The organism is Spirosoma gilvum, from assembly GCF_054776815.1.
In genome coordinates, this window is the sequence record NZ_BAAHBH010000005.1 from 303633 (window position 1) to 324650 (window position 21018).

16 protein-coding genes are annotated in these 21018 nt (G+C 50.7%); 13 read left to right on the top strand and 3 right to left on the bottom strand.

Going from position 1 to position 21018, the window contains the following annotated elements:
- Positions 1-42: 42 nt before the first annotated feature.
- Positions 43-1158, bottom strand: coding sequence for a D-TA family PLP-dependent enzyme (locus ACYVFD_RS15295; RefSeq protein ID WP_461091052.1), 1116 nt, complete (start codon positions 1156-1158; stop codon positions 43-45).
- Between the two features lie 2 nt (positions 1159-1160).
- Positions 1161-1637, bottom strand: a complete 477-nt coding sequence (locus ACYVFD_RS15300) for a RidA family protein (RefSeq protein WP_461091054.1) — start codon at positions 1635-1637, stop codon at positions 1161-1163.
- 153 nt (positions 1638-1790) lie between these two features.
- Here ACYVFD_RS15300 and ACYVFD_RS15305 point away from each other — a divergent pair, with 153 nt between their 5' ends.
- The 8 genes from ACYVFD_RS15305 (at position 1791) to ACYVFD_RS15340 (ending at position 12438) form a co-directional block, all read left to right on the top strand.
- On the top strand, positions 1791-2201 hold the full coding sequence (locus tag ACYVFD_RS15305; protein WP_461091056.1) for a VOC family protein: 411 nt from the start codon (positions 1791-1793) through the stop codon (positions 2199-2201).
- A gap of 171 nt (positions 2202-2372) precedes the next feature.
- The gene (locus ACYVFD_RS15310; RefSeq protein WP_461091057.1) at positions 2373-2600 is read left to right on the top strand and encodes a hypothetical protein; all 228 of its coding nucleotides are present in this window, start codon (positions 2373-2375) and stop codon (positions 2598-2600) included.
- Between the two features lie 106 nt (positions 2601-2706).
- Positions 2707-3954, top strand: a complete 1248-nt coding sequence (locus tag ACYVFD_RS15315; protein ID WP_461091058.1) for an oligogalacturonate lyase family protein — start codon at positions 2707-2709, stop codon at positions 3952-3954.
- Between the two features lie 265 nt (positions 3955-4219).
- Positions 4220-4954, top strand: coding sequence for a hypothetical protein (locus ACYVFD_RS15320; protein WP_461091059.1), 735 nt, complete (start codon positions 4220-4222; stop codon positions 4952-4954).
- Positions 4951-7722 (top strand): TonB-dependent receptor, encoded by a 2772-nt coding sequence (locus tag ACYVFD_RS15325; RefSeq protein ID WP_461091060.1) that lies wholly within the window; start codon positions 4951-4953, stop codon positions 7720-7722. Before ACYVFD_RS15320 ends, ACYVFD_RS15325 begins: the two co-directional genes overlap by 4 nt.
- Before the next feature lie 2 nt (positions 7723-7724).
- Positions 7725-8840 (top strand): DUF4249 domain-containing protein, encoded by a 1116-nt coding sequence (locus ACYVFD_RS15330; RefSeq protein ID WP_461091061.1) that lies wholly within the window; start codon positions 7725-7727, stop codon positions 8838-8840.
- Positions 8841-8860: 20 nt separating this feature from the next.
- A complete protein-coding gene (locus ACYVFD_RS15335; protein WP_461091063.1) occupies positions 8861-9976 on the top strand; it encodes a DUF4249 domain-containing protein in 1116 nt (371 codons plus the stop codon).
- Positions 9977-9984: 8 nt separating this feature from the next.
- Positions 9985-12438 (top strand): hypothetical protein, encoded by a 2454-nt coding sequence (locus ACYVFD_RS15340; RefSeq protein WP_461091064.1) that lies wholly within the window; start codon positions 9985-9987, stop codon positions 12436-12438.
- A 14-nt stretch (positions 12439-12452) separates the two neighbouring features.
- Here ACYVFD_RS15340 and ACYVFD_RS15345 read toward each other — a convergent pair whose 3' ends face one another.
- Entirely contained in the window at positions 12453-12677 is a 225-nt protein-coding gene (locus ACYVFD_RS15345) for a hypothetical protein (RefSeq protein WP_461091066.1), read from the bottom strand.
- Positions 12678-13106: 429 nt separating this feature from the next.
- On the opposite strand from ACYVFD_RS15345, the gene ACYVFD_RS15350 reads away from it, so the two are divergent.
- From ACYVFD_RS15350 to ACYVFD_RS15370, 5 genes are all read left to right on the top strand, one after another.
- Positions 13107-15581 carry a glycosyl hydrolase gene (locus ACYVFD_RS15350; RefSeq protein ID WP_461091347.1) on the top strand — a complete coding sequence of 825 codons (2475 nt, stop codon included), beginning with the start codon at positions 13107-13109 and terminating at the stop codon, positions 15579-15581.
- 111 nt (positions 15582-15692) lie between these two features.
- The gene (locus tag ACYVFD_RS15355) at positions 15693-16742 is read left to right on the top strand and encodes a glycoside hydrolase family protein (RefSeq protein WP_461091067.1); all 1050 of its coding nucleotides are present in this window, start codon (positions 15693-15695) and stop codon (positions 16740-16742) included.
- 156 nt (positions 16743-16898) lie between these two features.
- Positions 16899-19040 (top strand): outer membrane protein assembly factor BamB family protein, encoded by a 2142-nt coding sequence (locus ACYVFD_RS15360; protein ID WP_461091068.1) that lies wholly within the window; start codon positions 16899-16901, stop codon positions 19038-19040.
- 161 nt (positions 19041-19201) lie between these two features.
- On the top strand, positions 19202-20083 hold the full coding sequence (locus ACYVFD_RS15365; RefSeq protein ID WP_461091069.1) for an ROK family protein: 882 nt from the start codon (positions 19202-19204) through the stop codon (positions 20081-20083).
- A 115-nt stretch (positions 20084-20198) separates the two neighbouring features.
- Positions 20199-21008, top strand: a complete 810-nt coding sequence (locus ACYVFD_RS15370) for a sugar isomerase domain-containing protein (RefSeq protein WP_461091070.1) — start codon at positions 20199-20201, stop codon at positions 21006-21008.
- The last annotated feature ends 10 nt before the right edge of the window (positions 21009-21018 follow it).

Sequence of the window (21018 nt, forward strand, 5' to 3'; positions counted from 1 at the left end):
GCTTGTTTCAGGTTTATAGATTCTGGTTTCAGGTTTACTATTTTATACAGCAATTATTCGATCGCGGGCAATGGTCCGCCATTCGCCGGTGATGGCTCCATCTTCGATGGTGTACGCCCGTTCGTAGAGTGCCACAGTTGGACAAATGTGGTTGGGTAGGCCGTAGAGAACATCGCCTACTTTATATGAGTGGCCTTCTCCTGCTTCCAGGACCAGATGTTCTTCACTTTGACCGACGGCTTTTAAGTCGGGGGCATTCAGAAACGTGACGCGCTGAGTTAATTCACCTTCAGCAGCTACCGACTTATGTCCCAGATCGACACAGATTTTTGTTGGCGTAGGCAAAGAAATCACGCGGGTAACCACCAGTGCGGCTGGCAGAAACGGTTGTTCCGGCAAAATGGTCTGATAGCCTTTATCCCAGTAAATAAATGTACCGGGGCTGCATTCAACCTCAGGTCGTTTGGCATGAATCGGAAACGATGGGCTTCCTCCGGCCACGATAACCGGTTTTCCATGGCCTTTGGCGGCCAGGGTTTCGCTCAACAACTGCACCGGCCAGAAAGCCGCATCGCACTCAGTCGTTCGGGCGGCAATGTCGGGGTTACGCAATTGACCATCGTAGGCATGTAGCCCAACGGGTTGCAAACCCGGCAATTTTTCCAGTTCTGAATACAGCGATAATACGGCTTCTCCTGGCGCGATGCCCGTTCGGTTCATGCCTACATTCAGGTCGATATAAACCGGGACGACTAACCCAGCCGCAACGGCCTGCGCCGACAGCGCCTGTGCCGTATCCGAATTATCGACCAGACACGAAAAGCGAGTTTCCGAGTAGGCTTTAATTAACTCGATCAGCCGGTGAATTTTGGTGGTATTGGGCTGATAAGCCAGCAACACATCCGGTGCCCCGATCATCGCCAGCATTTCGGCTTCGGCAATCGTAGCGCACTTAAACTTCCGAATACCCGCTTCCAATAGCAAGTGAGCCGCTTCCCGCGATTTACTCGTTTTCACATGTGGGCGCAACCGACTTATATCCCCAACGGTGCTGATGAGCCGGGCAATATTCTGCTTTACCCGCTCTGGATATACCACCAGTGCCGGTGTGTCCAGATGCGAGATGTCGTCGATCGAATACCAGGGTGTTTGTTCCATGGCTACACCAGTTCAAATAAAGCTTCTACCTCAACCGGAATATTATCGGGCAAGGAGCCCATACCGACCGCCGACCGCACACCAATGCCATTTTCGGTCCCCCAGACGGCGGCAAACAGTTCGCTGCATCCGTTGATCACGTACGGGTGACGACCAAAATCAGCCGTGCAATTGACCATACCCAGTACTTTAATCACTCGCTTCACCCGATCCAGACTGCCCAGATGCGTTCGGATGGTCGATAGAATGGTCAAGCCTACCTGACGGGCTGCCAGCTTGCCCTGCTCGATGTCCATATCTTCACCGATACGGCCAATAATCAGGCTTTTATCGTCCTGAACGGGTCCATGCCCCGAAACATACAGGTACTTACCGTCAATTAAAAAGGGTTTATAAACACCTAATGGTTGGGGAGCAGGAGGTAATGAAAGACCCGTTTGGGCAAAGGCTGTTTCAGGAGATAACGTTTCCGCTTGCATGATACTGGTTTCAAGGTTGAGGTTTCAAGTCTGGAGTTTCAGACTGATGCACAAACAACCTGAAACTCCAAACTTGAAACTGATTTTTAGCACTTGCAAACTTAAGCGAAAGCGGTCGTCCGGTTGCTATCTTGCCGTATATTTCAAAGATGTATGAAACAACGAATCGCTCATATTGCCCTGGTTGTCGACGATTATGACGACGCTATCCGATTTTATACCGAAAAACTGTCGTTTACTCTGGTTGAAGATACGCTACTTAGTGACACCAAACGATGGGTAATCGTGGCTCCACCGGGCGCGAATGAGTGTAGTCTGCTGCTGGCCAAAGCGGCAAATGACGAACAACGCAGCCGAATCGGCAATCAGACAGGTGGGCGGGTTTTTCTATTTCTATTCACGGATGATTTCTGGCGTGATTATCACCGGATGCTCGATAAGGGCGTTCAATTCGTTCGTGACCCCGTTGAAGAGGCATACGGCACCGTGGCCGTTTTTGCCGATCTGTATGGCAATCAATGGGACCTTCTCCAGCCTAATGATGCGAATAAGGGTAACGTATAAAAACCGAATTTAAGACACTGTACTAGTTTGGATTGCGTTGCACTTCGTTTATTATAACTTCGCGAAGGTACATAAAACGTTACGGGTAACTCGGCAATGGAAGCGAGACTTACGAGCGGCCCAATGAGTATTCAGCAGATTGTTGAATTAACCGATTAGCTGTAAAGCACTATGAATCCGTTAACCGTTTTTGGAGTAATTGTCGTCATTATTTCGCTGGTCTGCTTCTACTTTCTGCTTCAATCCCGTTCAAAGTGGGGGGTGCTTGGATTTGGCTTGGCCGGTATCTTGGTTTCTATCTACGAGTTTTTGGATGGTAATTGGTGGTTTGGCGTTTTTGGGGCGGTATGGGCACTTATTGGTCTGCGTCGCTGGTGGCTTAGACGAAATTCAAACTGAGACACTACCGGAAGTTCTGGACATCCCATAACACTTTACCGCACAGTACAGGAGAGTATTCTTGGCTTATTTGATTGTTTTGTACAACAATTCGCTGACGACTCGTATGCAACAGTCCCTCTCCCTCCCAGCCCTTATCCGCTTTGGCATTCTTGCGTCTGCCCTTCTTTGCGGCTATACCCAATCTGGCTTTGCTCAGGCCCGACTCGAAACGGGCTCGCAGAAACCGATGCCTGCCGAATGGATCGATAAAGATACGGGGCATAAAATCATACGCCTATCGAACATAGGCAGCAGCAACGAGAGCTTTTACTTTCATAATAACCCATTCGTTACGCAGTTAGCAAGCGAAGGCGACAAGATGGTGTTTTATCATTCAGACGCGAAGGGGAAGCAACTATACTCCGTTAATCTGAAGACGGGTAAAGCAGAACCGTTAACCAAACCCATTGGTCAGAAAGGTGGAGAAATTGTAGCGCCTAAGCGTCGGGAAGTGTTTTATCAGAGTCAGGACAGCGTATTTGCCACGCACATCGATACCAAAAAGACAAGGCTGGTGTTTGTCTTCCCTGCCGATTTTAAAGCGACGATCACCACCCTCAACGCCGACGAAACCATACTGGCCGGTAGCCGCGGGGGCGACGAAGCCCGTGAGATTCTGAAGAAATACCCAGAAAAGAAAGACTTCTTTCCCCGCATCTTCGAAGCCCATGTTCCGCATAGCCTCTTCACCATCGATACCCGTACGGGCAAACTGAGTCAGATTCACGAAGAAAGGACCTGGCTGGGCCATGTGCAGTTTTCGCCTACTGAGCCCGATCTGCTGATGTTCTGTCACGAAGGGCCATGGCATCTGGTCGATCGAATCTGGCATATCAATATCAAAACCAAAGCGGTCAAACTCATGCACAAACGGACGGTGGAAGGTGAGATTGCCGGTCATGAGTTTTTCAGCCCCGATGGCAAAACCATCTGGTTCGATTTGCAGCAACCCCGCAGTGTTACGTTCTATCTGGCCGGGGCCGACGTACGTACCGGACAGGAAAAGCGCTATGCCATGACCCGCGATGAATGGTCGATTCACTTCAACGTTTCGCCCGACCAAAGCCTGTTTGCGGGCGATGGGGGCGATCCGGGGCAAGTGGCCAAAGCCAACGATGGGATGTGGATCTATCTGTTTCGGCCTGAGGGCGATAAGCTCCAGTCGGAGCGGCTGGTCAATATGAAGCATCACGGCTACAAACTGGAACCCAACATTCACTTTTCGCCCGATGGCAAGTGGCTTATTTTCCGGGCCAATTTCGAGGGTGAAAGCCAGGTGTACGCCGTACAAGTAGCCAAGACCAATTCATGAGTTTCTTGCTAAAGACATTTAGTATGACCTCGATGGGGTCAAATGTTTATAGGAAATCATGCTATCTATAAACGTTTGACACCATCGGGGTCATACTAAATTCTTATTTCTTAACCTGCCAGGCTCCTATGCAGCCAACCTTCTCATTTTACCACTTTAGACACGAAAATGAGCATATGAGATTTATTAATTAACTCAACAGTTACTTCGTATTACCCATTTCACAAATTCTTTTAAATTTGCCTATCGACCTCTTTCACACTTCATGCGCTGGACCACACTTGTTCTTTTCGCTATATTGTCATCAACCAGCAGTTTGTTGGCCCAATCGATCAAGTCCGATAGTTCATTCATTCAACGTGCGAAAAACCAGGCCATTGCGGTATACGAACGAGCCATCTATCGACAGGAGCACGTATACGAAGGCAATGAATACATTCCGCACGATCACCGGATCAAAATACACCCCTTCTACCCCATCGACACCCTGCAACGCGGAACGATAGCCTATAACGGTACTGCTTATAATGACATACCGATGCTCTACGACATCGTGCGTGATGAGTTGTCCATTCAGCCTCCCGAGGGCGGTTATCGAATTCGGCTTCATACCAATAAAGTCAGCGCTTTTTCAATGGGTTCCTACCGATTTGTTAAGATTGTAGGCGACAGTGCGTTAGCCGTACGGACAGGCTTTTATCAGCTTCTGCATGATGGACCAGTCAAAGTGCTGGTACAGCGGGTAAAAACCATTCATGAAGACATTTCGAGTGGCGCGTATAAAGCCGATTACATCCCTCAGGATCGGTTCTTTATTTTGAAAGACGGCGTGTATCATTCCGTCAAAACCAAAGGCTCAGTGCTTAGCGTATTTTCGGACAAGAGCAAGGAGCTAAAAAAATTCATTCGGGCTAACCAACTTAAATTCAAGGACTTTCAGCGCGAAGAAGCGATCAGTCGGGTTACACAGCAGTACGAAGAACTAACGCACAAACTATGACCCATCTTTACCGGATTACGCTCCTATGGTTGCTACTGATTGGGTCTGGCGGAGCTGCACTGGCCCAGGCCATACCCGATAAGCTGATCAGTGGCGACTTTTCAAACCTGCGCTTCGACGCGTTTGCAGAACGAATCGAAGCCCAAACTCCGTATCGATTCTTTTACAATCCCGCCGAAATTGATAGTCTGGTCGTGGATATGCGTGTCCAGAACCAGCCAGTCAGGACGGTGTTGCAGCAGTTGTTCAATGGCTCCAAATACAATTATGCCATCGATGCTCAGCAACGGGTATATATCACGGTTAACCGGGTCATTCGAACCGAACTGCCGATCGGGTTTTTCCGGGGCGGAGTAGGCACCGGCTCCGATACAACCCTAAACGCTTATCTGACGCAGGGCAATCGAAAAGTACAGACCGAACCAGAAGCCAAGACCTATGAAATCGGCAAACGGACGAATCCCATCCGGCCGGGCCGTTCGACATTAGCGGGTTTTGTCCGCAATGTTGCTTCCGGCGAGCCCGTCGTTGGAGCCGCTATTTATATTGAAAATCCACGTCAGGGAACCGTCAGCGATCAGTTTGGCTATTACTCCATCACGCTTCCCCGTGGTCGTCATGACCTGAAAGTCCGCAGCATCGGCATGAAAGACACCCGTCGCCGGATTGTTCTCTACAGCGATGGCAAGCTCGATATTGAGATGGAAGATGACGTGATTGCGCTGAAAGAAGTGGTCATCGAAGCCGAGAAAGACAAGAATATATCAGGCCTTCAGATGGGACAGGAACGGGTCGACATCAAGAGCATCAAGCAGGTGCCGACCGCTCTGGGCGAAGCGGATTTACTACGGGTAATCCAGACGCTGCCGGGGGTAAAAACCGTGGGCGAAAGCTCAACCGGCCTCAACGTGCGCGGGGGTGCTACCGACCAGAACCTGATTCTCTATAACGACGCGACTATTTACAACTCGTCGCACCTGTTCGGTTTCTTCTCGGCTTTCAACCCCGACATGATCAAAAGTGCCGAACTGTACAAAAGTGCGATTCCATCTCGTTTTGGCGGTCGGCTGGCGTCGGTGCTGGACGTGCAAACTCGTGATGGGAACAAAAAGAAATTCGTCGGTTCGGGCGGTATCGGACTGTTAACGGGCCGTCTGACGCTGGAAGGACCTATCTTTAAAGACAAAACGTCGTTCATTGCGGGTGTACGATCCACCTACTCCGACTGGCTATTGCGTCAACTGCAAAATTCGTCGTTCAAAAACAGTAAGGCTTCGTTCTATGATCTGAACCTGCACGTTACGCATGAAGCCAATGAGAAAAACACGGTCTATTTCACGGGCTATCTGAGTCAGGATAAGTTTCGGCTCAACAGCGATACGTCCTATCAGTATCAGAACAAAACGGCCACGCTGAAATGGAAACACATTTTTACCAACAAGCTCTATAGCGTTTTCACGGGCAGTTACAGCGGTTACACCTACCAGGTGTCGAGCGATAAAAATCCGGTGAATGCCTATGACCTGAATTTTGGTATCAATCAATCGCAGGTAAAAGCCGACTTCAACTTTTTCCCGACCAATCAGCACACGGTCGATTTTGGCATCAGCAGTACGTACTACAACCTCTCACCCGGCAACTTTCAGCCTAAGGGCGACAAATCGTTGATTGTACCCGATGTGGTGCCGAATGAACAGGGGCTGGAAAGCGCCATCTACCTCGGCGACCGCTTCGACATTAGCCCTAAATTGTCGATCAGCGCTGGCATCCGGTATTCGTTCTACAACTACCTGGGCCCCCATTCGGTCTACCAATATGCACCGGGTGTTCCAAAGTCGGAAAATACCATCCTCGATACGCTGAATTACGGGACCAACAAATCGATCACCAGCTACCACGGCCCCGAATACCGAATTGCCCTGCGCTACGGGCTGTCATCAACGGCCTCGATCAAGCTGAGTTTCAACCGGACACGGCAATACATTCAGATGCTGTCGAACACAACCGTCATTTCCCCCACCGACATCTGGAAACTCAGCGATCCGCACATTAAGCCGCAAGTTGGCGACCAGTACGCCATTGGAATCTATAAAAACAACCGGATCAATACCATCGAAATGTCGGTCGAAGCGTATTATAAAACCATGCAGAACCGGCTGGATTACCGAAGTGGGGCTGAGCTGATTCTGAATCACCATATCGAAACGGACGTCGTCAATGCCGAAGGACAAGCCTATGGGGTTGAATTTCTGGTCAAGAAACTGACGGGCAAACTGAACGGCTGGCTCAGCTATACCTACGCCCGCACCCTGCTCCGAACCGCCGACGCAACCAACAACGAAATTATCAACAAAGGCAGCTGGTATCCAAGCAACTACGACAAGCCACATGATGTAACGCTGGTCGGCAACTACAAGATCAATCGCCGGTTTAGCCTGTCACTCAACTTCACTTATAGTACGGGACGCCCGATCACCTTACCGGTTTCGAAATATGTACTGGACGGTGTACCGCGTCTGCTTTATTCCGAACGCAACCAGTACCGTATTCCCGATTATTACCGCACCGATTTTGCCATGAATATCGAAGGGAATCACAAAGTCAAAAAGCTGGCGCATAGCTCCTGGACCATTGCAGTCTATAACCTGCTGGGCCGCCACAACCCCTATTCGGTGTATTTCAAATCAGAAGGTTACCGGATCAATGGGTACCAGCTATCCATTTTTGGGCAACCCATTCCGTCGGTCACCTATAATTTCCGGTTTTGAGGATGAACAGCAAGCTATATACAAAACTGGTTGGGTGGGGACTACTTTTTGTGGTGAGTAGCTGTATTGACCCGTACCGTCCGCCCGAAATTTCGTCGCCCGACAGTTATCTGGTTGTAAGTGGATTCTTCAACAGCGCCCCCGGCACAACCTCGACCATCCAGTTATCCCGCACGCAGAACCTATCCGACAACAAAGCCCCAACGGCCGAAACCAAAGCGCAGGTAAGCATCGAAAGCCAAAGCAAGGCCGTTTATACGCTAAAAGAAGGAACCGGTGGCATGTACTCACTATCGGGTGTAACGCCCCAGGTGGGCGAAACCTATCGGCTGCATATTAAGACGACGAAAGGACAGGACTATTACTCCGATTACGTACCTGTTGTGACAACCCCGCCCATCGATAGTGTGAGCTGGCGGGTTGAAAACGATGGCGTTCAACTCAGTGCGAATACCCACGATCCGAAAAACAACACCCATTATTACCGCTGGGAATATGATGCTACCTGGCAATACTATTCGGTCTATACCTCAACGCATGAGTTGAAAAATGGGCAGATCATTCCCCGTCAGGACAATGTGTACACATGCTGGGGCAGCGAAAGCTCAACGAATATCATGACCTATTCGACGCTACGGCTAAGCCAGGATGTAGTCAGCCGATTTCCGTTAACCTTCATACCAGGAACATCCATACGGTTAGGCATCCGGTACAGCATGCTGGTACGACAATTTGCGCTGACGCAAGAGGCATTCAATTATTTCGACCAACTTGGCAAAATCACCCAGAATATCGGCTCTATTTTCGATCCACAACCTACCCAGATAGTGGGCAATATTCATTCGCTGACAAATACCAGTGATCTGGTGATGGGCTTTTTCCGGGTCGGCACCGTCGAGACTAAGCGTATTTTTATTGACAGGGTACAACTCCCCAACTGGTATATGAACAACGGGTTGGGAAGCTGTGATACAGACACTTTAAGTGCGGGCGACGTTCGACTGAATCAACCCGGCATTATCAGCCCCTATATGAGTACCAGTTACATAACCGCCAGTGAACCCTGTGTCGACTGTCGATTACGGGGCGGAACGATTCAACGACCGAGTTTTTGGTAATTAGGTTTTTCGGCAGAAACATGCGCAATAACCGACATAGATACTGGCTTGGCTGGATTCTGCTCCTGCTCGTAAGTGGGTGCATTGACCCCTATCGTCCGCCCGAGATTGCTGCTCCGGCCAGTTACCTGGTTGTCAATGGCTTTTTCGATAGCGCACCGGGGGCCACCACAACCATTCAACTATCGCGTACCCAAAATCTGACGGATACGAAATCGCCCACGGCCGAAACCAAAGCGCAGGTAAGCATCGAAAGCCAAAGCAAGGCTGTTTATACACTAAAAGAAGGAACCGCTGGTGCCTATTCGCTCTCGGGCGTAACACCCCTGACCGGCGAAACCTACCGATTGCATATTAAAACGAGCAAAGGAACCGACTACTATTCAGACTATGTACCCGTACTGACCACACCCGCCATCGATAGTGTGAGCTGGCATACCGAAGGCAACGATGTGTTGTTCAGTGTAAACACCCACGACCCCAAAAACAATACCCGGTATTACCGCTGGGAATTCGAAGAAACCTGGGAATTTACGGCTCCTTATTATTCGCAACTAGAGCTAAAGAACAACCAGATTGTCAACCGAACGGAAGACATCAACCGATGCTGGAATACGACGTATTCGACCAATATTATGCTTACCTCGACTGAGCGGCTGAGCCAGGATATTGTTAGTCAGTTTCCACTGACATCGGTGGCGGGTACGTCGGGGAAGCTGGGCATCAAATATAGTCTGCTGGTAAAATCGTATGCACTCACGCAGGCGGGGTATGCCTATTACGATCAACTGGCAAAGATCACGCAGAACCTCGGTTCCATTTTCGACCCGCAGCCGTCGCAGATTACCGGAAACATTCGGGCCAGTACCAATCCAGACGATCTGGTGATGGGCTTTTTTCGGGTTGGTACCGTAGCGAGTAAACGAATCTTCATCCGACGCGATCAGTTACCAACCATTACCACCTATGCAGGCGATCCCGGTTGTGTGGTCGACACGTTTTCGGTATCAAAAGTTTTGAAAGAACAACCCGCCATTATCAGCCTTTTTGGCGAAAATCAATACCTGGTGACCTCGTTTGCCTGCGTCGACTGCCGGTATAAAGGGGTGAACAAACGACCATCATTTTGGGAATAAGATAGCCAATGAACCACCTGACTTTACACCATACCCCTACCCTTCCACAGCGAATGACTCGGTTCATTGTTGCCTTGCTGGGTTGTTTTTATTGGCTAACTGTAAGCTCCTCATCTAGCTTTGGGCAGACAGCGGGTTCGGCGGCCTCGCTGCGACAATCGGTTGAGCAGTATCGGCAGCAAACCTTACAGGAGAAAATTTTCGTGCATACTGACCAGGGGTTTTACCTGACGGGTGAGACCATGTGGTTCAAAATCTATTATGTCGATGGCAGTTTCCACAAACCACTGGATTTGAGCAAAGTAGCCTACATTGAACTGCTGGATAAGGAGCAGAAATCCGTACTACAAACGAAAGTGTCACTTACGGCCAACGGTGGTGATGGCACCCTGTTTCTGCCTTCGTCGCTCAACTCCGGCACCTATCTGATGCGGGCTTATACCAACTGGATGAAGAATTTTCCGGCCAGCTACTTTTTCGAAAAGCCGATCACCATAGTTAACCCCTTCAAGCCACTGAATCCGTCGCCAGCAGCCAATACCGCCGATCTGGATATTCAGTTTTTCCCGGAAGGGGGTAATCTGGTCGATGGACTTTCGAGCAAAGTGGCGTTTCGGGCTGTCAACGAATCGGGGATCGGACAGGCTGTTCGGGGGTGGGTGCTCAACAGTCAGAACGATACACTGACCCAATTTTCGACACACAAATTTGGTTTGGGTACCTTCAGGCTCACCCCAACTGGCAATACAGCATATCGGGTACTTTTCCGCGATGAGAAAGGGCATCAGTTTACCCGTACACTACCCACCATCCAGCCACAGGGGTATGTGATGAAACTGGACGATAGTGATCCCAGGCAGCTAACCATAACCGTTACAACCAATCTGAATAGTCCTTCGACGGTGTATCTGTTTGCCCACACCCGACAGGCCATCAAACTAGCCGAAGCCCATTCGATTGACCGACAGACAACGTTTCAGATCGATAAAAAAGCCCTGGGTGATGGCATTTCACACCTGACGATATTCGACGCTCAGCAAAAACCGGTTTGCGAGCGATTGTATTTCAAACGTCCGACCCAACCGCTTACCATTGCGCTGAAAAGCGACCAACCTCAGTATGCATCCCGGACTAAAGTAACGCTGGAAGCCTCCGTTCAGTCAGTGGCTTCTCAAGCGGCTCTGTCGGTTGCGGTTTACCGGGTCGATTCGTTGAGTTCGCCCGCTACCGACAATATTCTCAGCTATTTACTGATGAGTTCCGATTTGCAGGGCGGCATCGAATCACCGGACTATTACCTGCAAGCTGAAACTCCAGAAATAGCCCAGGCAACCGACAATCTGATGCTGACGCACGGCTGGCGACGTTTTCGTTGGGAGGATGTGATGCGCCCTGTTTCTCGCCCTTCGTTTCAGTTTATTCCCGAATACAGCGGCCCAACGGTCAGCGGAACGCTCACCGATCCGGCAACCGGAAAGCCTATAGCCCGCAAACTAACTTACCTCTCGACACCCGGCAAGCCTATTCGATTATATATTTCGCAGAGTGACACGGCCGGACGGATCCTATATGAAGTGCAGGATTTTTATGGACCGAAAAGTCTTATCGCTCAAACGCATCCACAGGATAGTCTGGCCAAGCTGACCATCAACAATCCGTTTATCGAAACCCCATCGACCCGCAAATGGTCGGATCAGTTTCCAGGCGAATCACAGACAGCTTCGTTGACCAATCGAAGCGTGGCCATGCAGGTACAATCGACGTACTGGGGCGACCGATCCATTCAATACAGATATCCGATTGTCGACAGTGCTGCTTTTTACGCGAAGCCAAAAGAATCTTACCTACTCGATGCCTACACCCGATTTCCGCGCATGGAAGAAGTCCTGCGTGAGTATGTGTTGGGTGTGATGCCTCGCAAACGCCAGGGCCATTTTGTGCTGAACGTGCTCAACGAACCCTATCGGGCCATTTTCGATAATCAGGCATTGGTACTGATCGATGGCGTACCCGTCTTCGACATGGACAAAGTGATTGAGTTCAGTCCCCTGAAAGTGAAACAGTTGGATGTCGTTACCAACTATTACCTGATGAGTCCGGCTATTTTTAGCGGTATCATTAGCTTTATGACCTACAAAGGTGATCTGGCCGGTTTTCCGCTCGATAACCGACTGGTGCGACTTGACTACGACGGTCTTCAACTGCAATGGGAGTTTTTCGCGCCCCGTTACGACCGTCCGGCTGGAACAGCTACAAAACAAACCTCCAGTCGACTACCCGACGCCCGAACGCTACTCTACTGGAATCCGAACTGGAATCCCAACGCCCAGGGCAAAGCACAGGCCGACTTTTACACGTCCGATCAGACCGGCACCTATCAGGTAGAGGTGAACGGCCTTACCCGCGATGGGCAAGCGGGTTTTCAGCGGTTTACATTTGAGGTAAAAAACACGCCCAAATAGAGCGAGTACTTTGGTTAGGTCCCGGCAGGCCGTTGCGGTACGACAAGCATGCAAGTAGTTAGGTCATAATACACTGAAGACTTGCTCAGCATATGAGCCGCAGCCAGAAATTCAGCGGATGAATTTACGGGTAATCGAAAAGGTGTCGTGTGTTTGGTTGTTGTGATAATAATTCGCCAGGAATCTGGATGATTCGGGTTAACATCCCATTCTAATGAATAATCAACGACTTTTTCCATTGGTATTCAGCCTGAATAATAGTGACAGGACTTTCGCAGACAGCCGTGCCACGGTTCCCTATTCATAAACAAACCGTGGCACGGCTGTCTGCGAAAGTCCTATGCTTTAGTTTAGGATTTGAAGGTACTGGAAAATTGACAAGCTAGCCTTAAGAACGCATTAAAGTCACCTGGCGACCTTGTCCACAGAAATTTCGAAAACGCTTTACAGAATCCAGCCCAACCTGGGTGAGTACAGTACGGTAGCCCGGTTTCTGTACACTATCTTGCCGATTCTGATCCTTACCTTTCATGAAAAACGCATCTATTGTCATTCTGGCACTCGTACTGTGCATACAATTTCACTCGTCGTTTGCTCAATCGTCCATACCTCGAAATGGCCAGACTGCAACTGGCAATACGGCTAAACCCTGGACCTACTGGTGGTGGATGGGCAATGCGGTTAATGAATCGGATATAACACAACAGCTCGATCAGTTTGCCAAAGCCGGACTGGGTGGCGTTCACATCATCCCGATTTATGGCGTTAAAGGATTTGAGAAACAGTTCATTCCATTCCTGAGCGACCGCTGGCTGGCCGTGTTCGCCCATACCGTTCACGAGGGGAAACGACTTGGACTAGGTGTCGATCTGACAACGGGTACGGGTTGGCCATTCGGAGGGCCGGGAATTTCGAACGACTTAGCGGCTAAAGAATGGAAACTGGATAACGGTAAGTTGATAGCCGTACCGACCAAACAGCAGGTAAAACGCCCCGCTCCCGGTGGTCAGGGCCTGGTCATTGATTACTTTAATCCAGCGGCTGTTCAGTACTACCTCAAACGCTTCGACTCGACACTTACCCGCCTGCCCGAACGCCCGAGAGCGGTGTATAATGATTCGTATGAAGTCTTTGGGGCCAACTGGTCCGACATTTTTCTGACCGAATTTAAAGCGCGTCGTGGGTACGACTTGAACACGCAACTGGCGGCTTTTCTGGATACGACCCAGTCCGAAGCCAGTATCCTCGTTCATCAGGATTATCACCAGACCTTGTCGGAACTGCTGCATGATGGCTTTGCCAAACCCTGGGGTTCGTGGGCAACCAAAGCAGGTTACTTATCTCGCAATCAGGCACATGGATCACCCGGCAACCTGATCGACCTGTACGCCAGAGCCGATATTCCCGAAACCGAATCGTTTGGGTCGAGTCGGTTTCCAATTCCCGGTTTGCGCGTCGATGCCAACTATGAAGTGGACCGCTTCGGAACACCGAATCCGCTGGCCATGAAATTTGCTTCGTCGGCGGCTCATCTGCTGGGCAAACCGCTCGTTAGTTCCGAAACGACTACCTGGCTCGCCAACCATTTTCAGGTGTCGCTATCGCAGATCAAACCACAGGTGGATGAACTGTTGGCGGCTGGCATCAACCATATTTTTTACCACGGTACGCCCTATTCTCCCCCGTCGGAAGGGTGGCCCCGCGTGGATTCGCCGGGCTGGCTGTTTTATGCATCGACCAATTACGGTCCAAGCTCCCATTTCTGGCCGCATCTGCCCTTGCTCAATCGCTACATCGAGCGTTGCCAGACTCGGCTGCAAGCCAGCAAACCTGACAATGATTTGTTGGTCTATTTCCCGATTCATGATTTGTGGACCACACGGGCAAAATCGGCGGGGGGTATTCATCAACTCGAAGTTCACCATGTCGAACGTTGGCTATTGCCTCAGCCTTTCGGGCGATTGTGTGAGCAATTGAGCCAACGGGGTTACTCGTACGATTACATATCCGATGATTTACTGAAAAGCCTGACCATCACCAAACAGGGCATTCGCACACCCGGTGGAGCCAACTATCAGGCTATCCTAATCCCACGTACAACCTACTTACCCGAAACCTCGCTGCGATTGCTGGAACGGCTGGCTCAGCAGGGTGCCCGGATTATTTTTGATAGCCAGTTACCCCAACAGGCACCGGGTTTTTATAACCACCAAAGTCGTTCGGCAGATGTACAACGAATCGGGAAAGCGCTTCAGGCACGAAAAACGGTAACGGTTAGCCAGGATCTATTTGGTACGCTGGCCAAAGTGGGCATTCGGGTGGAGCTTTGGGCGGCCGAAGGGTTGTCGTTTATTCGTAAACACCGGGGCGATACCACTCAGTATTTCATTACTAATCTGGGCAACCAGTTCCGCCAGAACTGGGTAACCTTCTCGGCTACTGGGCAGATTTTACGCTACGATCCACTCACCAACCAGACTCAGCCTTTATCAACCCGAAAAGGGACCAACGGTCGGAACGAAGCATTTCTGGCACTGGAGCCGGGTCAATCCTGCTTCATCAACATCGTTCCAGGTAATCCCTCCCTGATGAGCATGGCCGGGCAAAATCAATTGGTAAACAGCACACCGACGAAGCCAGTTATGCTCACAAATCCCTGGCAGGTACAATTCCTGAAAGGGCGTCCGAACCTAACCAATCAGGCCACCTTGCCAACGCTTACTTCCTGGACAACACTTTCCGACTCAGCTGGTTATTTCTGGGGAACAGTACGCTATACAACTATGTTCGATCTACCCACCACCACCAGCGCGTCGACCTACCAACTTGATCTTGGCGATGTACGGGAAGTGGCCGACGTACGGCTGAACGGTCAACTCATCGGTACTGCCTGGTGCATCCCCTTCCGGTTAACAATACCGGCAACGCTCCTGAAACCAACCGGCAACAAACTGGAAATCGACGTAACGAACCTATCGGCCAATTACATGCGGCTCTACGATCGGCAGAATCCGGGCTGGAAAAAATTCTACGACATCAATATTGTTGACATCCGTTATCGCCCTTTCGATGCTACCAAGTGGGAGGCACAACCATCTGGCCTGCTAGGTCCAATAATGCTGACACCGGTTGGTTCGTTATAAGCAAGACGTTTTCTGTTTACAGTATACTGTCTTCTGTTATGTAAAGCAGCTTTCGTATTACCAATGCAAAACAGTAAACTGTAAACGGAAGACTGTAAACATCTTAAAAATATGATGACTCGACGAAATTTTCTGACCGGATTAACGATGCTCCCATTTGCCAATGCGTTTGCTGATGGCCTGGAACTTCCTTTTCTCGACGACAATCGCGCCGAATTCAGTAAACACCTCAAACCCGTTGGCCGGGCTCTGGAATCGCCAGATTGGTATGTATCGGGCAGTAGTCCCATCTATGGCCCCGATGGGAAAGTACACCTGTTTTACTCGCGCTGGTCTGCCGAAAAGAAAGCAGACGGTTGGCTCAACGGGTCGGAAATAGCCCATGCTGTTGCCAAGTCGCCCGAATCACCGTTTGAGTACGTCGAAACAGTGCTGACCCCTCGTGCGGATCATTGGGATGCAACGACCTGCCACACCCCGCACATCCAATACGTCGATGGACGATACTGTCTCTTTTACACGGGCAATGCCAACGGCCAGACCGACACGCAACGCATTGGCCTGGCCACTGCTAAATCCCTGAAAGGGCCCTGGAAACGCGCGACTGCCCCGTTGCTGGAACCTGGTCAGGCCGGCACCTGGGATGATCATTGCACCACAAATCCGGCCTTTGTGCAACATCCCAACGGACAGTACTGGCTCTATTACCAATCGTGGAAAACAGCCAACTCTGCCAGTCGGGGAGCTCAGAAGTACGGGCTTGCTATTGCCGATTCGCTAACGGGTCCCTACCGACGGTACAGTAAAAAACCAATTATCGACTTTTCGTCCAAAGGCAGCAACGCACAGATTGAGGATGCTTTTGTCTGGTTGCAGCGGGGCCGTTTCCATATGCTTACCAGCGACATGGGCGTTCACAGTAACGAGGCAGGCTTATATCTGGATTCGCACGATGGCGTTCACTGGAACGAGCCCAGCGCTGCGTTCGGCCCTATCAGCGACTACACGAAAGAGTCCCCCACATCCAGCCAGGGAAACCAAAACGGTCGGCTGGGGCACCCTCAACTACTTATACAGCACGGCAGACCACGCTATCTGTTTACGGCAGCTAAGGGCGGTAAATACATGACCTCATCGCCTTTTATCTTCAAAATCGTTTAAATAGAACACAGATTTTTATGATTCATATGATTTACACAGATCTTAATAAATCATATGAATCATAAAAATCTGTGTTCTATTAGGCTGAGTATAGATCCTGCAATAGGAACATTTTCAGGATCTATACTCAACTCGTTTATAGTCCAGCCCTACCTTATGAAACGTATTTACCTACCTCTCACCTTAGCAGCGATTACTTTATTTGGAGCGGCCGCCTTAACGTCCTCAGTTGATCCACCCGGCTCAGGAGATGACTGGGCGGAGTATCTGGGTGGCCCCGACCGTAGCCATTATTCAACCCTTAGCCAGATTGACGCCAGCAACGTAGGCCAACTGAAGATGGCCTGGCAATACCATACGCTGGATTCGGGTCAGGTTCAGTGCAATCCGATTGTGAAGAGTGGGGTCTTGTATGGCATGACGGCAACAACTCAGCCGTTTGCCATTAATGCTGCTACCGGCGAAAAACTCTGGACCTGGCAGGATACTACCGGACTGAAAGGGTCTGTCCGTTCACAGAGTACCAGCCGGGGCGTTGTTTACTGGGAAAGCGGCTCCGACCGACGTATTCTGTTTACACGAGGTTCCTGGCTATACGCTATTGAAGCCAATACGGGTAAACCGGTTCTTTCATTCGGTGAGCAGGGCCGGACAAGTCTGAAAGCGGGACTGGGCCCAACGGCAACCGATAAATTCGTGATCTCCAATACCCCCGGCACTGTGTATGGCGACCTGATCATAATGCCGATGCGTCTGTCAGAAGGGGCCGATGCCGCTCTGGGCAACATCCAGGCGTTTAACATACGGACGGGTGCGTTAGCCTGGGTATTTCATACGATCCCGCATCCGGGTGAACTGGGGTATGACACCTGGCCGAAGGATACCTATAAAAATACCGATGTAGGTGCTGCCAACAACTGGTCGGGCATGGCGATTGACCGACAACGGGGAATTGTCTATGTGCCAACCGGATCGGCTGCTTTTGATTTCTACGGCGGCAATCGACTCGGCCAGAATTTATTTGCCAACTGTCTGCTGGCGCTTGATGCCAAAACGGGCAAACGCATCTGGCATTTTCAGTTTGTGCACCACGACATTCTCGACCGCGATGCGCCTGCGCCACCGAACCTCCTCACTGTGACCCATAATGGAAAGAAAATCGACGCGGTGGCCCAGGCTACCAAGCAGGGGTATGTATTTTTATTTGATCGGGTAACGGGCAAACCGCTCTTTCCCATCAAGGAAGTTCCTGTACCGGCATCAGATATTGAGGGTGAAAAAGCCTGGCCTACCCAACCCATACCGACCAAACCCGCCCCGTATGCCCGGCAAACATTGCCCGAAGGCGATATTAATCCACTGTCTGCCAATCGAACGGAATTGGTTGAAACACTTCGTCGAAGCCGTAACGAAGGTCCTTTTACGCCATTAAGCAAGCAGGGCACTATCATTTACCCTGGGCTCGATGGCGGGGCGGAGTACGGGGGTGCTGCCGTTGACCCTGACGGAATTATGTATCTCAACAGCAACGAGATGGCCTGGTTGATTTCGCTCAATAAAAAGATGTCAAACGATCAGCTTGCGCAACTAAGTCCAGGTCAGCGGGTGTATACCACTACTTGTGCTTCCTGTCATGGTGCCGAGCGAAAGGGCAATCCAGCCAGTGGGTACCCTTCGCTGGTCGACATCCATAAACGGCGGAATCGGGCGTATGTCGATAACGTCATCTCGACGGGTAAGGGCATGATGCCTGCCTTTACGGGTCTGTCGACTATGCAAAAACAGGAATTACTGGCGTTTTTGTTTGGTGAAGAAAAGCAGGAAGTGGGCATGACGAATTCGCTCGAACCCAAAAAAGGAGTCCAACCACAGCCTAAAGCTTCTTATCAGATTTCGGGATATAGTAAGTTCCTGGATAAGAACGGATACCCAGCCATGAAGCAACCCTGGGGAACGCTGAACGCCATCAACCTCAATAGCGGTGAATATGTCTGGACCACCGTACTGGGCAATTATCCCGAATTGAAGACAAAAGAGCCAACCGGTTCAGAAAGCTACGGTGGCCCGGTCATTACAGCCGGTGGACTGGTCATTATTGCCGGAACGAAAGATGCCATGCTACGAATTTTCGCCCGTAAAACCGGAAAGCTTCTCTGGGAAACAAAACTTCCCGCAGCCTCCTTTGCGACTCCCTGTACCTATTCCGTCAATGGAAAACAATACATTGCCTTAGCCTGTGGCGGCACCAAGCTCGGCGCTCCCAAAGGGGATAGTTATGTAGCGTTTGCCTTGCCCTGATAATATAGTCTTCCCCCGTGTCTGTGTCCTCACAGACACCTATCCGAATGGTAACGATTGCTGACGCATAGGTGTCTGTGAGGACACAGACACGGGGAGGGGTGGCGTAAATTGGCTTGCGTCAGCCACCGTATACCATGTACTGACATTCTTTATAAACTATGAATCAATCGATTGGCATTGACCTGGGCGGTACGCGCATTAAAGGCATCCTGATGAACATGGACACAGGCGAGGTGCTGGAGCGACGTATTGTACCGACCAATGATAGCGAAACGGGTAGCTGGAAGGCCGTGGTCCAGCAAATTGTTCAGGAATTAAAAGCTACGACCAATGGGCCAATTCAGGGGGTCGGACTAGCGGCACCGGGCTTACCGACCGTCGATAATTCGGCCATTGCCTGTATGCCTGGACGCTTGCCGGGACTGGAAGGGTTTAACTGGGGCAGCTTTCTTAACGAACGGGTCCATGTACTGAACGACGCTCATGCTGCCATGATGGCTGAAGCCCGGTTTGGAGCTGCCCGAAACATCGCCAATGCGGCACTCATTACCCTCGGTACAGGTGTGGGTGGTGGGCTTATGGTCGGTGGGCAGTTATATCAGGGTTTTTATCAGATGGCCGGGCACATCGGCCACATGACAGTAGATGCCGATAGTGATTCGTTGGATGTCACTCAGTTGCCGGGTAGCCTCGAAGAAGCCATTGGTAACGCAACGGTTAGCCGTCGTTCGTATGGCCGTTATCAGACTACGCACGAACTGGTTGCGGGTTATGCAGCTGGCGAGCCTCTGGCAACGCTTGTCTGGCTGGCATCAATCCGAAGATTAGCGGTAGCCATTGCGTCTATTGCCAATCTCTTTTCGCCTGAAGTGATCATTTTAGGCGGAGGAATTACCCAGGCCAACGACGCTCTGTTTACGCCGTTGCAAACGTTCATCGACCTGTTCGAATGGCGACCTGCCGGTAAGAAAACCACCATCTGCAAAGCTCATTACGAAGATTGGGCCGGAGCCATCGGCGCTGCGGCTTGTTTTACTTAGCAAAGGGCATGGGGGTATGGGCATAGGGTCTCTTTCCTTATACCCTACCCATGTTCTTTACCCTATGCCCATACCCCCATGCCCTTTGCCCCATGCATTTAACTTTCAACCCCTTATGTCCCTAACCTCCCAATATATTCAAAAAGCCAGAGCGATTCTGGACGTTGCCGAACAACAGACCGAAGCCATTCAACAGGCGGCACAATGGTTTAGCCAGACGATCCTGGCCGGTCGGATGGTGCATCTGTTTGGCAGTGGACACAGCCGCATTATGGTTGAAGAGATGTGGCCACGGTACGGGTCATTTCCGGGCTTCAACCCGATTGTCGAGCTGTCGCTTTCGTTTCATAACCTGGTGGTTGGCGCCAACGGGCAACGGCAGGCCATGTTTCTCGAAAATGTGCCCGGCCTGGCCGACCGGATTCTACGCAACTACGACCTCTCCGAGCAGGATTCGGCGCTGGTCATTTCGTCCAGTGGCTGCAATGTGGTGCCTATCGAAATGGCCGAAATCTTTCAGAAACGAGGGGTTAAAGTCGTAGCGCTGATTACTCGCCAACACGCCGAAAAGAGCACTAGCAAACGGCAGGACGGCAAAAAGTTAAGCGATTTTGCTGATCTAGTCTTGGACACAGGCGCTCCCACAGGCGATGCTATGGTCGACGTGCCCGGTCTCGATACGCCCGTTTCGCCTGGCTCGACGGTAGGTGGGGCAGTGATCGTCAACTGCATCAAAGCCGAGGTAGCCGCTTTGTTAACGCAGGCCGGTTATCCACCAAAAGTCCTGTCAGCCGCCAACGTTGTCGGCCCAGAACGCGCCGTTTCCCTGTTCGAAAGCGCTTATGATGAACACGCCCACCGACTGGCGAAACTCTATGAACGAGTCGGATTTCCATCGTATGTAAGCGAACGAACTGACTTGTAAATGGGCTTTT